The sequence below is a fragment of the Streptomyces spongiae genome (genome assembly GCF_009377185.1).
Taxonomy (GTDB): Bacteria; Actinomycetota; Actinomycetes; order Streptomycetales; family Streptomycetaceae; genus Streptomyces; species Streptomyces spongiae.
The window spans coordinates 39817-53196 of the sequence record NZ_VJZC01000008.1; the positions used below are offsets into that span (position 1 = coordinate 39817).

Below are 13380 nucleotides of genomic sequence, written 5' to 3' on the forward strand. Positions count from 1 at the left end.
CACGGCACGGTGATTCCCCGAGGAGAACGCCTTGCACCACCGGAAGATCTCGACCACACCTGTCGCACTCACCGAACTCGGCTTCGGGGCCTCGGTCATCGGCAACCTCTACCGGGTCACCCCGGCCCAGGACGCGTCGGCCGCGATCGACGCCGCATGGGACGCGGGAGTCCGGTACTTCGACACCGCACCGCACTACGGGCTCGGCCTGTCCGAGCGCCGCTTGGGTGCCGCTCTCAGAGACCGGCCGCGCGACGGGTACGTCGTCTCCTCCAAGGTGGGCCGGCTGCTCGTACCCAACGAGCGGTCACGAGGCTTCGACAGCGAGGGCTTCGTCGTACGGGACGATCTGCGCAGGAAGTGGGACTTCAGCCGCGACGGTGTGCTCCGCTCCATCGAGGACACGCTGGAGCGCACGGGACTGGACCGCCTGGACCTCGTGTACCTGCACGATCCCGACGACCACTGGCGGCAGGCCGCCGAGGAGGCCATGCCCACCCTCGCGGACCTGCGCGACCAGGGAGTCGTCGGCGCCATCGGCGCCGGAATGAACCAGTCGGCCATGCTCGCCCGCTTCCTCCGCGAGACCGCCGCCGACGTGGTGATGCTGGCCGGACGCTACACCCTCCTCGACCAGTCGGCGCTGGACGACGTACTCCCCGCCGCGCTCGAACTCGACAAGAGCGTCGTGGCGGTCGGAGTGTTCAACTCGGGCCTTCTCTCCCGTGACCGGCCCGCGCAGGGTATGAAGTACGACTACCAGGACGCCCCGCCGCACCTCGTCGCCCGCGCCCGCGCCATGGCGGAGGTCTGCGAACGGCACGGCACGACCCTCCCCGCCGCGGCGATCGCTTTCCCCTTCAGCCACCCCAGTACCATCAACGTCACTCTTGGTATGCGAAATCCCGAACAAGTCAGGCGCAACGTGGAGCTACACCGTCAACAGGTCCCCGAGGGTCTCTGGGACGATCTTCGCGCCCAGGGCCTGATCAGGTCGGACGTACCCGGAGGGCACACTGACGGAAGGGGTTCGCGTTGTCTCTGACGGACAAGGCCATCGATCAGATCCGTGCGCTGATCCGCTCGGGCGCGCTGCCCCCGGGCTCGAAGCTGCCTCCGGAACCGGAGCTGGCAGCGCAGTTGGGGCTGTCCCGCAACCTGGCGCGAGAGGCGGTCAAGGCGCTGGCGGTGGCCCGGGTGCTGGAGGTCAGGCGGGGCGACGGCACCTATGTGACCAGCCTGCAGCCGAGCCTGCTGCTGGAGGGCCTCGGCGGTGCGGTGGACCTGCTGCAGAGCGATCCGGGTGCCTTGCTGGACCTGATGGAGGTCAGGCGGCTGCTCGAACCCGTCGCCACCGCTCTGGCCGCCACCCGGATCTCCGACGAGGAGCTGGCCGAGGTGAAGCGGCACCTGGACGCCATGCGGGAGGCCCGCGACGACGTCGAACAACTCAACGCACACGACGCGGCGTTCCACCGCGCCGTCGTCGCCGCCACGGGCAACGAAACGCTGCTCACCCTCCTTGAAGGTGTCTCGGGCCGCACCTTGCGCGCACGCATCTGGCGCGGTCTGGTGGACGCCCGGGCAGCGGGGCGGACCCTTGCGGAGCACGAGGCGATCTTCGATGCCCTGGCCGGTCGCGACGCCGCTCTCAGCCAGGCCGCCGCTCTGCTGCACGTCAGCAACACGGAACACTGGCTGCGAGAGCATCTGCAATCCACCGAGTCCCTCCCGGAGGCACCGCCGACGGCCAACAGCGCCTGAGTGACACCGCCCAGAGCCAGCGGCCCACAGTGCCCCAGGGGGACCCCGGCCGGCCGGAGAAGGCACCAGGGCGCCCTGTCTCGCATTCGGTGATGACGGAGCGCGCTGGTGTCGTCGTCGGCATGACGTGAGGGACGTCAACGATCTCGGTGACAGCGGGGATGAGGCGTCAGCCGCCGCTGGAGACTCTCCAATTCTGGTTCGAGTTGCCGGTGCAACTCCACAGCTGGACCTTCGAGCCGTTCGCCGTACCGTTGCCGGTGACGTCGAGGCACAGCCCGGACAGGTCATTGGTTACGCTGCCGTTGGCGCGGAAGGTCCACTTCTGACTGTTGTGGCCGTTGCAGTCCCAGAGGACGACCTTGGTGCCGTTGGTCGTGGCGTTGCCCTCCGCGCCCAGGCACTTGCCGGCAATCTGCAGTTCACGGTTACCGGAGTACAGGTACTTCTGGTTGGGATTCGTCGCCCCGCAGTCCCAGATGGTCTGCTGGGTGCCGTTGGCCGTGCTGTTCGCGTCGTCGAGGCACCGCTTCGAGCCCTGTCCGACGATCTGCGCCGCGGCGTTGTCGGCGGTCTTGGTGAAGGTGGCCGTGGCGCCGGCAGGCAGCGTGTACTGGAAGGACCCCTCCGTGTTCCAGGTGGTCGTGAACGTGGTGCTGCTGGAGTTGTTGTTGTGGGCGACCAGCACCTCGCTGCCGTCGGGGTTCTTGTACGCCTGGGCCCAGACGTTGCCGCCGTCGCTGTAGCCGATGCGCGTGGCACCGGGTACCACGAACTTGGAGAACTGGCCGAGTTGGTAGTAGTTGTTGGTGTACGTGACGCCACCGGTCGCCTGGTCGACGGTGACGAGCCCGGTGCACTTCTCACAGCCGACACCCATCTTGGGGCCGCCGTTGGTGTCCAGCGCCAGGTTCCACAGCAGCGCGCCGTTGGCCCAGTTGAAGGTGGACTCCAGGGCGAGCTGCGCGGCGTTCATCGGCGCGATGCCGGGGCCGGTGGAGCACTCGCTCTCGTAGATCCGCTTGTCCGGGGCGGTGTTGTGGATGGTGGTCATGTTGCCCAGGTTGTTGCGGTAGCAGTGCCACGCGGTGCCGTACATCGCGTCGCGGGTCGCCTGGTTGTTCAGCAGTGTGTTGGCGTAGTTGAGGTCCACGTGGTCGGCGTCGCCGCCGAGGATCTTCGTGTCGCCGAGGCCGGCTTGTTGCAATGCGGGAGCGAGGTTGTCGGCGATGAAGTTCGCCTCGTTGCTCGCGGGCCACAGCATGGCCGAGTACGTGGACGGTGAGATGGTCGGCTCGTTCTGCGGGGTGATGCCCCAGACGTTGACGCCCTTGGCCTTGTACTCCTGGAGGAACTTGACGTAGTACTGCGCCAGCGGGCCGTACATGTCGGAGCGCAGGGTGCCGTTGTTCGTGCCCAGCATCGTGTTGGTCGTCTTCATCCACGCCGGCGGGCTCCAGTTGTTGGCGAAGAGCTTCATCGCCGGGTTGAGTGCCTGGGCCTGCTTGATGACCGGGATGACGTACGCGTCGTCGTGCGCGGTGGAGAAGTTGGCCAGGGTGGGGTCGGCGACGCCGCCGTTGTCGTCGTACGAGTAGGTGCCGGGGCTGCTGGGCGGGGTCGCCGTGTAGTCGGACGACCCCATCGGAACCCGCATCAAGGACAGGCCGATGCCGGGTCCTCGGGCGAACAGATCGCGCATCACCCGGTCACGGGTGGCCGCGCTGAGCTTGTTCTGCAGCAGGTAGGTCGAGGTGTCGGTGAAGGAGGCACCGAACCCGTCGATGGTCTGGAAGGTCTTCGTGTTGTCCACCTTCAGGTTCACGGCCCCTGAGGAGGCCGGCCCGAGGGTGATGCTCGGCTGCGGGGTGAGCGCCTGGCCGAGGTCCGCGGTCGTCAGGGTCACGCCGATCACCGTGCCAGCGGCGTGGGCGGCGGTGGGCCCCAGCACCGCCACCCCGCCTACGACAGCCACTGTCAATGCCATGACCTGCGCAGCGCCTTTGCGGAGCCTTCGTCTGACAAGCATGGAAGCAGTCCCTCTTCCTGCCCTGGCCCCCACCGTCCCGTCCCCCAGGACAGTGCATTTGTAAGGGCCGTTGATTAATTGCGGCACACCTTCGAGGGCCAACGATGCCCGCGTCAAGACCCGCGACAGGCGCGGCGGGCGGGCTCGAACCGCCGACACACCCCGGCCGGAAGGCCGTTCGTCAGCACCAATCATCCTGACCGAACCAGCGTTCTCCTGCGGAAGTCCACGTTCCGAAGATCATCATCCGGGTCTCGCCGGCGAGGGAGCAGTGGACCGCGAAAGGTTTCGTAACAGGTGAATGCGAGCCCGGCGAACCGGACCGCGCCGCCACTCGGGCGACCACACTCCCCCGGACCTCACCAGACAGGGAGGGGGCGCCGCGCTTCGACCGCGTCACCTGATTGTTATGGCAGGTAACAAATTCTCGCGCTCCAGATCTGGCGCACAGTCCGCAGAGCGTCGTAAGTTCCCGCTCACAACATTCAGCCGGGCGGATCGCCTGAGCCCCGGCCATTCCTCCGAGAGCGCCCTTCTCGCCTTCTTCCTCTCCACCCTCGTGCGTCCGGTCGTCCGGCCGTAACACCAGAAAGGACCCTGCCCATGCGCAAAGGACTCCTCCTCACCGCCGCCTCGGTGGCGCTGGTCAGCTCGCTCACCGCCTGCGGCGGCTCCTCGTCGAGCGACAGTGCCTCAGGCTCCGACGCCAAGAAGCCGAAGATCGGCGTGATCCTCCCGGACAGCAAGTCCTCGGCGCGCTGGGAGACCGCGGACCGCAAGTACCTCGGCGAGGCGTTCAAGGCGGCGGGCGTCGACTACGACATCCAGAACGCGCAGGGCGACAAGCAGCAGTTCCAGACCATCGCGGACCAGATGATCACCAACGGTGTCAACGTCCTGGTGATCGTGAACCTGGACAGCGGCACCGGCAAGGCCGTTCTGGACAAGGCCAAGGCGCAGGGCGTGGCGACGATCGACTACGACCGCCTCACCCTCGGCGGCTCCGCCCAGTACTACGTGAGCTTCGACAACACCGAGGTCGGCAAGTTGCAGGGCGAGGGCCTGAGCAAGTGCCTGAGCGACATGAAGGCCAAGAAGCCCATCATCGCCACGCTCAACGGCTCCCCGACCGACAACAACGCGACCCTCTTCGCCAAGGGCTACAACAGCGTCCTCGACCCCAAGTACAAGTCGGGCGAGTACGTCAAGGGCCCGGACCAGTCCGTCCCCGACTGGGACAACACCCAGGCCGGCACCATCTTTGAGCAGATGCTCACCAGCGCGCCGAAGATCGGCGGCGTGCTCGCCGCCAACGACGGTCTCGGCAACGCGGCCATCGCCGTGCTGCGCAAGCAGAACCGCAACGGCGAGGTGCCGGTCACCGGCCAGGACGCCACCGTGCAGGGCCTGCAGAACATCCTCGCCGGCGACCAGTGCATGACCGTATACAAGGCGGTCAAGAAGGAGGCGGACGCCACGGCCAAGCTCGCCATCTCGCTCGCCAAGGGCGAGAAGGGCGAGACGAACGCGACCGTCGAGGACCCCGAGGGCAAGCGCAAGGTGGCGGCCGTGCTGGAGACGCCGGTGGCCATCTACAAGGACAACGTCAAGGACGTCGTGGACGACGGTTTCGTCACCAAGGACGAGCTGTGCACGGGCAAGTACGCCGCCCTGTGTGCCAAGGCCGGCATCAAGTAGCCCCTGACCGGCCGGTTCGAACGATCCCCCCGTCCGGACCGGCCGACCGCGGGCCCCGGGAACCTTTCGCCCCCGGGGCCCGCGACCTCACGACCGTAAGGAGCCGTCTCCCATGACAGCGACCCCGATCCTCCGACTGCGCGGGATCGACAAGAGTTTCGGCCCGGTGCAGGTGCTGCACGACGTGTCCTTCGACGTCCACCCGGGCGAGGTGACCGCCCTGGTCGGCGACAACGGAGCCGGCAAGTCCACGTTGGTCAAGTGCATCGGCGGCATCCACCCGATCGACGGCGGTGAGTACTGGTTCGAGGACGAGGAGGTGCAGGTGCACAGCCCGCGCGACGCGGCGGCCCTGGGCGTCGAGATCGTGTACCAGGACCTGGCGCTCTGTGACAACCTCGACATCGTCCAGAACATGTTCCTCGGTCGCGAGAAGCGCCGGGGACTCGTCCTGGACGACGCGACGATGGAGGAAATGGCCGCCAAGACCCTCGAAGGGCTGTCGGTCCGCACCGTCAAGTCCATCCGCCAGCAGGTCTCCAGCCTCTCCGGCGGCCAACGGCAGACCGTGGCCATCGCCAAGGCCGTGCTGTGGAACAGCAAGGTGGTCATCCTGGACGAGCCGACCGCCGCGCTCGGTGTGGCCCAGACCGCGCAGGTCCTCGAACTGGTCCGGCGGCTCGCCGACAACGGGCTCGCCGTGGTCCTGATCTCGCACAACATGAACGACGTCTTCGCGGTGTCCGACCGGATCGCCGCCCTCTACCTGGGCCGGATGGCCGCCCAGATCCGGACGTCCGACGTCACGCACGCCCAGGTCGTCGAACTCATCACCTCAGGCCGCAGCGGAGATCTCGGCCTCGCCACCACCAACGGAGCCACCGCATGACCGCCGCCGTCGCCCCCGAGAAGCCAGAGATGCCGGACAGCCTTGGTACGTCGAAGAGGAACGGAACGGCCGGAGCCGCGAGTCTGCGCTCGGTCGCCCGAAACTACGTGGAGCGGGTACGCGGCGGAGAGTTGGGGGCCCTGCCCGCCGTCCTCGGCCTGATCGTCCTCTGCGTGTTCTTCGCGGCCCTGCGCCCGGTCTTCCTGTCCGAGCTGAACTTCGCCAACCTGCTCACTCAGGGCGCGGGCAGCATAGCCATCGCCATGGGACTGGTCTTCGTCCTGCTCCTCGGCGAGATCGACCTGTCCGCGGGGTACGCCAGCGGGGTCTGTGCCGCCGTCCTGGCCATCCTGCTCACCGACCACGGATGGCCATGGTTCGCCGCCGTCGGTGCGGCAATCCTCACCGGCACGGTCATCGGCCTGCTGCTCGGCGTCCTGGTGGCGAAGGTCGGCATCCCCTCCTTCGTGGTCACCCTGGCCGCCTTCCTCGGCTTCCAGGGCATCGTGCTGATGCTGCTCAAGGAGGGCACCAACATCTCCATCCGCGACCAGACGATCCTGGCCGTCGCCAACAACAACCTCTCCCCCGCGCTCGGTTGGTCACTGTTCGCCGTCAGCGTCGCGGCCTATGCGGCGATACAGTTCCGGCAGAACCGCAACCGCCGACAGCGCGGGCTCGCCACCTCTCCCCCTACCCTGCTCGCGGTCAGGATCGGCGGCCTGGCGGTGCTCGGCGCGGTCGCCGTCCACCTGCTCAACCAGGAGCGCAGCCGCAACGTCATCGTCGACTCGCTCAAGGGCGTGCCGATCGTGGTACCGGTCATCGCCGTCCTGCTCGTCGCCGGTACCTTCCTGCTCCAGCGCACCTCGTTCGGCCTGCACATCTACGCGGTGGGGGGCAACGCCGAGGCGGCACGGCGGGCCGGCATCAACGTGGCCGCCATCCGTATCACCGCGTTCGTCATCTGCTCGTCCCTGGCCGCGGTCGGCGGCATCATCGCCGCGTCCCGGGGCAACTCGGTCGACCCCAACACCGGTGGCAGCAACGTGCTGTTGCTGGCGGTCGGCGCCGCGGTGATCGGTGGAACCAGCCTCTTCGGCGGGCGGGGCAGGGTCGTCGACGCCGTGCTCGGCGGCATGGTCGTCGCGGTCATCCAGAACGGCATGGGTCTGATGGGCTACAGCTCCGGGGTCAAGTACGCTGTCACGGGTTCGGTCCTGCTGGTGGCCGCAGGCGTGGACGCTCTGTCCCGTCGCAGGGCCGTACAACGATGAGGTCTGGGGCACCATGAAAGCCGGTCCCTCGCAGGAAGAGATCCGCCGGCACAACCTGGGCACCCTGCTCCGCCATGTGCACATCGGCGGATCCATGTCACGGGCGGTCCTCGCCGACCGCATGGGACTCAACCGCAGCACCATCCTGGGTCTGGTCAGCGAGCTGACCTCGGCCGGCCTGGTCCGTGAGGAACTACCCCGTGACACGGGCAGAGCGGGCCGGCCGTCCCTGGTCGTGCGGCCCGAGTCCGACCAGGCGTACGTCCTCGCCTTCGACGTCGGCGTGGACCGGCTGACCGCCGCCCGCATCGGTCTCGGCGGGGTCTTCCTCGACCGCAGGGAGGCCCGCATGCGCCCAGACCATCGCGAAGCCGGCCAAGTGACGGAAGTCCTCGCCGACTTCGCCCACCAGATGATGGACACCACACGGCAGGGAACCGTCTGCGTCGGCGTGGCCGCCGCCGTTCGCGGAATGGTGCGCCGGCCCGACGGCCTGGTCCGTGCCGCACCCTACATCGACTGGAAGGACGAGGAGTTCGGCGAAAGCCTCACGCGCCGGCTGGACCTCGGCCTTCCCGTCTCGGTCGGGAACGAGGCAAGCCTCGGAGCCCTCGCCGAACACCTGCGTGGCGCCGGGACCGGCTGCCAGGACCTCGTGTACCTGCACGGCGACATAGGCATCGGCGGCGGTGTCATCGCAGGCGGCCAACTCCTGGGCGGCGACTGCGGATACGGCGGGGAGATCGGGCACATGGTCGTCAACCCGCGGGCCGGCAGACCCTGCGGATGCGGAGGGCGTGGCTGCCTCGAAGCCGAAGCCGGTGAACGCGCTCTCCTGGAGGCCGCACAGCGCGACCCTTCGGCCACGGGTCGGGAGGCCGTACGCGCCGTCGTCGAGGCGGCCGACCGGGGCGATATCAGCGCCCGCGCCGCCCTGCATGACGTCGGCGACTGGCTCGGCATCGGCGTCGCCAACCTGGTCAACATCCTCAACCCGCGCACCGTCGTCTTCGGCGGAACGCTCCGCGAGGTGTTCCTCGGCTCGGCCGCCCAGATCCGCAGCCGCGTCAACAGCCACGCGCTGGCAGCCTCCCGTGAAAACCTGCGGCTCCGCGTCGGCGCACTGGGCGACAACGCTGTCCTCATCGGCGCCGCAGAACTCGCCTTCTCCACCATCCTCGCGGGCCCACTGGAAGCACTGGCCCGTACCAGCACGTAGTCGGCGCGGGGAACCCTTGGCTCAGGCTCCTGCGGAGGCATGGGAGCCGATCTCGTGCGGCGACGGGGCCAAGGGTCCGCGGCTCTACCACTGGGCGGCACTGGAACTGCCCACCGTGGCCGAGTGCGACCACCAAGGCGTTGTCCCGGTCCGTCGGCGGTGGGCGCCGGCCCGCGGCAGAAACGCTTCCGACCCCATGACATCCCTCCGACACCGCCGGCCTGACCGGTATCGCCCCCGCCTTCGTCATCACGCCGGAGTACGACCTCCTCGTCGGGCTTCGGACACTGTGCCCTTGAGCCTGCGCGGTCGACGAAATGGCATTCCCATAGCCGGAACGCCGAACAAACGTCGAGACCGACGTCTCAGGCGTCGTTGCGAGTCGCCCGGACCGGTTCCTGGGTCGTCGAAAGCCTTGGTCTCACCCTCTTCCGTACCACGGTCTCCTTCCTGGTATCGGCCCCGCAGTTCCGACAGCACTCCGAACACCACCGCGGTCATGGCACGGAGAGGAGCATGCCGAGGACCCCTGCGGACGAGGCGCCGGCTGTGAGGGCCACCAGTATCACCGCGGGGTGCATCTGCAACGTGCGGCTCTGGATCATCGGCTGAAGCACATTGCCCTCGATGAGCTGCACCACGAAGACAAGGCCCAGCACCCACAGCGCGGTCCTGAGGCCACCATCGGCGAATGCGACCAGGACCGCGACCGCGCCGGACAGGAACGCACCGAGGTAAGGGATGTACGCACCGATGAACACCAGTGCCCCGAGCACGACCGCGCCCGGTACTTTCAGGACGAGCAGACCGACGGTGATGCAGACGGCGTCGATGAAGGCGACAATCGTCGTGCCTCGCATGAAGCCCTCGATCGCCTGAAAGGCGCGACGGGCCATCACCTCAAGGGTCTCATCGGAGCCCCGAGGGGCGAGCGAGTGCAGTGCGGCAACGGCCCGTGGGAGTCACGCAGGAAGAAGAACATGAGCAGGATCGCGAGCGCGCCCGTCGCGGTCATCTCGACGACCACGCTCACGCCGCTCAAGAGGCAGGAGACGGCGGTGCCGCCGAACTTCGACAGCAGGTCCTTCGCGTTCGCCGCGTGATCGTCCAGGGATGTCCCGGCCACTTCGAATCTCTCCCCGAGTGACGCGCCCGCGTCGCGCAGGGAGGAGATGATCTGGTCACCGGTGTCGATGAGGGCGGTCACCACGATGTACGCGGCCCCGCCCATGACCACGATGACGGCGGCACAGGTCAGCCCGGCGGCGAGCGACTTGTTGATCCTCATCGCGATCAGCCGACGATAGAGCGGGCCCAGCAGGGCCGCGCCGAGAACCACACCGCCACGGAGATGACACCACTGACGAGGAGTATCAGCGCACACCCCACGGCCACGCGTCGTGCGATCTCGGGCAGGGGGTTGTGCCGGTGCTCCCTCCGGCGTCGGTCGCTCCGCCCCGACCTGCTCATGGACGCGCCCGTGCTCCGAAGCACCGGACGCGTTCGGTGCACCAGCCCTCGCCGTCGGCCATGCCCTGCTCCCGGACGGACTCTCCGAGAATTCCCGATGTGCATGCTCACTTTGTTCTTCTCCGCTCACACGTGGCCGAACCCGGCGACCACTGCCCCTGTCTGGCTTCGTGACCCCACACCGCCCCGGCTGTTCATGCCGGCCGTACGAGCCCCACGTAGGCGAAGATGACCGCCTGGACCCGGTCCCGGGCACCGATCTTGGCGAGGATGCGGCTGACGTGGGACTTGACGGTGGTCTCGGCCAGATGCAGGTGTTCGGCGACCTCGGCGTTGCTGTAGCCGGTGGCGACCGCGGTGAGAACCTCGCGTTCGCGTTCGGTGAGGGCTTCCACCTGTCGCACCCGCTCGGAGGTGTGGCCGGGCAGGCGTGTGCTGAAGGCGTCGATGAGTTTGCGGGTCAGCCCTGGTGAAATGACGGCGTCCCCGGCCGCGACCGCGCGAATGCCGGCGAGGGGTTCGTCGGGCAGGGCGCCCTTGAGGAGAAAGCCGCTGGCTCCGGCGCGAAGTGCGGCGTAGGCGTACTCGTCCAGGTCGAAGGTGGTCATGACCAGAACGCGGGAGCGGCCACCGGAGGTGGCGATGCGTCGGGTCGCCTCGATGCCGTCCATGCGGACGTCCATCAGGACGACGTCCGGGTGGAGTTCGGCCGTCATGCGTACCGCTTCGGCGCCGTGCGTGGCCTCGCCGACGACGGTGAGGTCGGGGTGCTGTTCCATGAGCATGCTGAAGCGGAGGCGTTGCAGGGCCTGGTGGTCGACGATGAGGACAGTGGTCATTCCGGGTGCTTCTCCGTAGGGGCGTTGGTGGGTGGGATGAGGCGCAGTTCCGCTCGAACGCTCCAGCCGCCGCGGGAGTTGGTGCCCTCGGTAACGGTCCCCTGGTACAGCGCGGTGCGTTCGCGCATACCGAGGAGTCCTTGCCCACACTGCCCCGAGGGCTCTTGCGGGGAGTACGAGGCGGGCCACTGTCCTCGACAGCGACACGGACCGCGTGCTGGGTCGCAACGACGACAACATCGATCGTCGTGTCGGGGGCCGCGTGCTTGAGAATGTTGGTCAGTGCTTCCTGGACGATGCGGTAGGCGGCGAGTTGAAGGCCCGCGCGCAGACCGGCCGGATCACCCTCACTGTGCACCGTGACGACGGGGCCGGCGGCCCGGACCCTCTCCAGGAGGGCGTCGAGGTCGGTCAGGTCGGGCTGAGGCGCCAACGGGGAGTCGTGGGACTCGGTGTCGTTCTCGCGGATAGCGCCGAGAAGCCGACGCAGATCGGCCAGGGCGCCGCGCCCGCTGTCTGCGATGATCTGCAGCGTCTCGGCGCCCCGCTTGGGCTTGGCCTCGGCCAGTCCGGCCGCACCGTCGGCGAGACCGACCATGACGGCGAGGGTGTGGCCGAGGATGTCGTGCATCTCCCGGGATATCCGTGCCCGTTCCGCCGCTTCCGCGAGCCGGGCCCGCTGGTCACCCTGATGGTCGGCTCGCTGGTCGTGACCGCCGGCTACGGGATCGGCATCGTGCTGATGTCCGAGATCTGGCAGCTGGTCGTGGTCGGCTGTGTCGTCGGCGCAGGCATGGGGCTGGCGTACGGTGCGATGCCCGCGCTCATCGTGGCGGCCGTACCGGTGTCCGAGACCGCCGCCGCCAACAGCCTCAACACTCTGATACGTACCCTCGGCACCTCTTTCTCCAGCGCTGTCGTCGGCGTGGTCCTGACACAGATGACCACCGGTTTCGCGGGCCGCGCCCTTCCGTCGGAGAACGGCTTCAGAAGGGTCCTGGCCATCGGCGCCGGTGCCGCCGCGCTGTGCTGTGCGCTCGCCGCCTTTCTGCCCCGCCAGCGCCCGGCGCCGTCTCAGCGCGCACACCGGCCAAGCCGTCCGCGCCAGCAACGACAACCTCGTAACGCCTGGCACACGGCATCAACCCGCCTCTCGTGCATTCGCCTGCGGCGCGAGGATGCGATGCCACGTCGGCGCCGTGGCTGCCGCCTGCACTCAAATTAGGTCGACATTTCATATTTTGTGCGCTTTGGTTCCAAGTTGAATCTCGCTTGCGAATCGGTCGGGCTCCCATGGGCATGCCGGTGCCCGAGCTGAGGGTGCTGGCCTCTGGGAGCCGTCGCGGTCCCTTGACCTGCGAGCCGAGAGGTCAACGGACGCACCGGATGGCAAGGAGAACATTCACTGTGGTCGACATGGTCGAGATCTGATCATCACCAGCAACAGAGCGCCCAGCTACCGACCCAACAAGATTCCTAAGAACGGCAGTTAGTCTCGCCCCGCCCACATCAAGGAGGTTCAGATGCTCGAGGGTGTCCTGATCGCCGAAAGCCTGCTGGCCGGAGCCGAGCTGACGGGGATCCCTCTGCAGATCACCAAGCTGACACGGGTCGAGATGACGAACGTCGGGGATGCTCAGCCGCGGCTCTGGACCCTGCTGGACTTCACCGCCGAGGAGGCCGGGGCCCGGCACTTCGCAGATCAGCTGACCTCCTGCCTGCCTTCGACGGGAGGTTGGTACACCGACTTCCACACCCCGTCCGACACGTTCGTGATCTTTGCCAACAAGGTCTTCCGCTATCCACCTGGGCAAGCCGAAGACCGCCGCGAAGCCCAGGACTACAGCCGCTCCGTCGGCGTCCCGGAACAGCAACTCGACTGGCGAAACTGACCCTCGGTCTCCAGCAACTGGGAAATACGCGACCGTCCACACTCAGTGTGCTTGGCCTGGGTGATGCGAAGCCGGGATGAACGCACTCGCCAGCGCACAGCGCTGGGAGGCGTCCGGGTAGGCCCGATCGTGCCCTCCCAAGGCCACCGTCTCGAAGCTGGTCAACAGCCTCAAAGGCGTATCTGCCCGCCGGATACACCAGGAGTTCACCGGCCGCATCAAGCGCGGGAACCGGCATCGAGCCGCGGTATCCGTGTACGGGCCGCGGAGTTGCCGCAGGCCTGGTGTCGGCGGGCTGGTGAA

General features: G+C 67.8%; 10 protein-coding genes and 5 pseudogenes. 10 read left to right on the plus strand and 5 right to left on the minus strand.

Going from position 1 to position 13380, the window contains the following annotated elements:
* The first annotated feature begins 31 nt into the window (after positions 1-31).
* Entirely contained in the window at positions 32-1045 is a 1014-nt protein-coding gene (locus FNH08_RS02750) for an aldo/keto reductase (protein ID WP_152769606.1), read from the plus strand.
* Positions 1036-1764, plus strand: coding sequence for a FadR/GntR family transcriptional regulator (locus FNH08_RS02755; protein ID WP_152769607.1), 729 nt, complete (start codon positions 1036-1038; stop codon positions 1762-1764). Before FNH08_RS02750 ends, FNH08_RS02755 begins: the two co-directional genes overlap by 10 nt.
* Positions 1765-1933: 169 nt before the next feature.
* Here the strand turns inward: FNH08_RS02755 and FNH08_RS02760 are convergent, their stop codons facing one another.
* Entirely contained in the window at positions 1934-3751 is a 1818-nt protein-coding gene (locus FNH08_RS02760; protein WP_194238339.1) for a ricin-type beta-trefoil lectin domain protein, read from the minus strand.
* A gap of 645 nt (positions 3752-4396) precedes the next feature.
* On the opposite strand from FNH08_RS02760, the gene FNH08_RS02765 reads away from it, so the two are divergent.
* From FNH08_RS02765 to FNH08_RS54320, 5 genes and pseudogenes are all read left to right on the plus strand, one after another.
* On the plus strand, positions 4397-5491 hold the full coding sequence (locus FNH08_RS02765; RefSeq protein WP_152769609.1) for a sugar ABC transporter substrate-binding protein: 1095 nt from the start codon (positions 4397-4399) through the stop codon (positions 5489-5491).
* A 112-nt stretch (positions 5492-5603) separates the two neighbouring features.
* Positions 5604-6380 carry an ATP-binding cassette domain-containing protein gene (locus FNH08_RS02770; RefSeq protein WP_152769610.1) on the plus strand — a complete coding sequence of 259 codons (777 nt, stop codon included), beginning with the start codon at positions 5604-5606 and terminating at the stop codon, positions 6378-6380.
* Positions 6377-7657, plus strand: coding sequence for a sugar ABC transporter permease (locus tag FNH08_RS02775; RefSeq protein ID WP_228033830.1), 1281 nt, complete (start codon positions 6377-6379; stop codon positions 7655-7657). Before FNH08_RS02770 ends, FNH08_RS02775 begins: the two co-directional genes overlap by 4 nt.
* Positions 7658-7670: 13 nt before the next feature.
* Positions 7671-8876 (plus strand): ROK family transcriptional regulator, encoded by a 1206-nt coding sequence (locus tag FNH08_RS02780; RefSeq protein ID WP_152769611.1) that lies wholly within the window; start codon positions 7671-7673, stop codon positions 8874-8876.
* Positions 8877-8895: 19 nt separating this feature from the next.
* Positions 8896-9072, plus strand: a pseudogene (locus tag FNH08_RS54320) (IS701 family transposase); the annotation flags it as partial.
* A 248-nt stretch (positions 9073-9320) separates the two neighbouring features.
* Here the strand turns inward: FNH08_RS54320 and FNH08_RS02790 are convergent.
* The 4 genes and pseudogenes from FNH08_RS02790 to FNH08_RS53875 form a co-directional block, all read right to left on the minus strand.
* Positions 9321-10346: pseudogene (locus FNH08_RS02790) on the minus strand (AI-2E family transporter); the annotation flags it as partial.
* Positions 10347-10540: 194 nt separating this feature from the next.
* Positions 10541-11185: a LuxR C-terminal-related transcriptional regulator gene (locus FNH08_RS02795; RefSeq protein WP_152769612.1), complete on the minus strand. Its 645-nt coding sequence runs from the start codon at positions 11183-11185 to the stop codon at positions 10541-10543.
* A complete protein-coding gene (locus tag FNH08_RS53425) occupies positions 11182-11313 on the minus strand; it encodes a hypothetical protein (protein WP_322723552.1) in 132 nt (43 codons plus the stop codon). The genes FNH08_RS02795 and FNH08_RS53425 overlap by 4 nt, the downstream gene beginning before the upstream one ends.
* A 71-nt stretch (positions 11314-11384) precedes the next feature.
* Positions 11385-11816, minus strand: a pseudogene (locus FNH08_RS53875) (sensor histidine kinase); the annotation flags it as partial.
* A gap of 42 nt (positions 11817-11858) precedes the next feature.
* Here FNH08_RS53875 and FNH08_RS02805 point away from each other — a divergent pair.
* The 3 genes and pseudogenes from FNH08_RS02805 to FNH08_RS02815 all read left to right on the plus strand — a co-directional run.
* Positions 11859-12254: pseudogene (locus FNH08_RS02805) on the plus strand (MFS transporter); the annotation flags it as partial.
* A 454-nt stretch (positions 12255-12708) separates the two neighbouring features.
* The gene (locus FNH08_RS02810; protein ID WP_152769613.1) at positions 12709-13077 is read left to right on the plus strand and encodes a hypothetical protein; all 369 of its coding nucleotides are present in this window, start codon (positions 12709-12711) and stop codon (positions 13075-13077) included.
* A 133-nt stretch (positions 13078-13210) separates the two neighbouring features.
* Positions 13211-13303: pseudogene (locus FNH08_RS02815) on the plus strand (transposase); the annotation flags it as partial.
* Between the last annotated feature and the right edge of the window lie 77 nt (positions 13304-13380).

What these genes read in the sequence shown, in the direction of transcription:
- FNH08_RS02760 (WP_194238339.1), bottom strand. Translation starts at nt 3,751, where the DNA reads ATGGCATTGACAGTGGCTGTCGTAGGCGGGGTGGCGGTGCTGGGGCCC.
- FNH08_RS02765 (WP_152769609.1), top strand. Translation starts at nt 4,397, where the DNA reads ATGCGCAAAGGACTCCTCCTCACCGCCGCCTCGGTGGCGCTGGTCAGC.
- FNH08_RS02770 (WP_152769610.1), top strand. Translation starts at nt 5,604, where the DNA reads ATGACAGCGACCCCGATCCTCCGACTGCGCGGGATCGACAAGAGTTTC.
- FNH08_RS02775 (WP_228033830.1), top strand. Translation starts at nt 6,377, where the DNA reads ATGACCGCCGCCGTCGCCCCCGAGAAGCCAGAGATGCCGGACAGCCTT.
- FNH08_RS02780 (WP_152769611.1), top strand. Translation starts at nt 7,671, where the DNA reads ATGAAAGCCGGTCCCTCGCAGGAAGAGATCCGCCGGCACAACCTGGGC.
- FNH08_RS02795 (WP_152769612.1), bottom strand. Translation starts at nt 11,185, where the DNA reads ATGACCACTGTCCTCATCGTCGACCACCAGGCCCTGCAACGCCTCCGC.
- FNH08_RS53425 (WP_322723552.1), bottom strand. Translation starts at nt 11,313, where the DNA reads ATGCGCGAACGCACCGCGCTGTACCAGGGGACCGTTACCGAGGGCACC.
- FNH08_RS02810 (WP_152769613.1), top strand. Translation starts at nt 12,709, where the DNA reads ATGCTCGAGGGTGTCCTGATCGCCGAAAGCCTGCTGGCCGGAGCCGAG.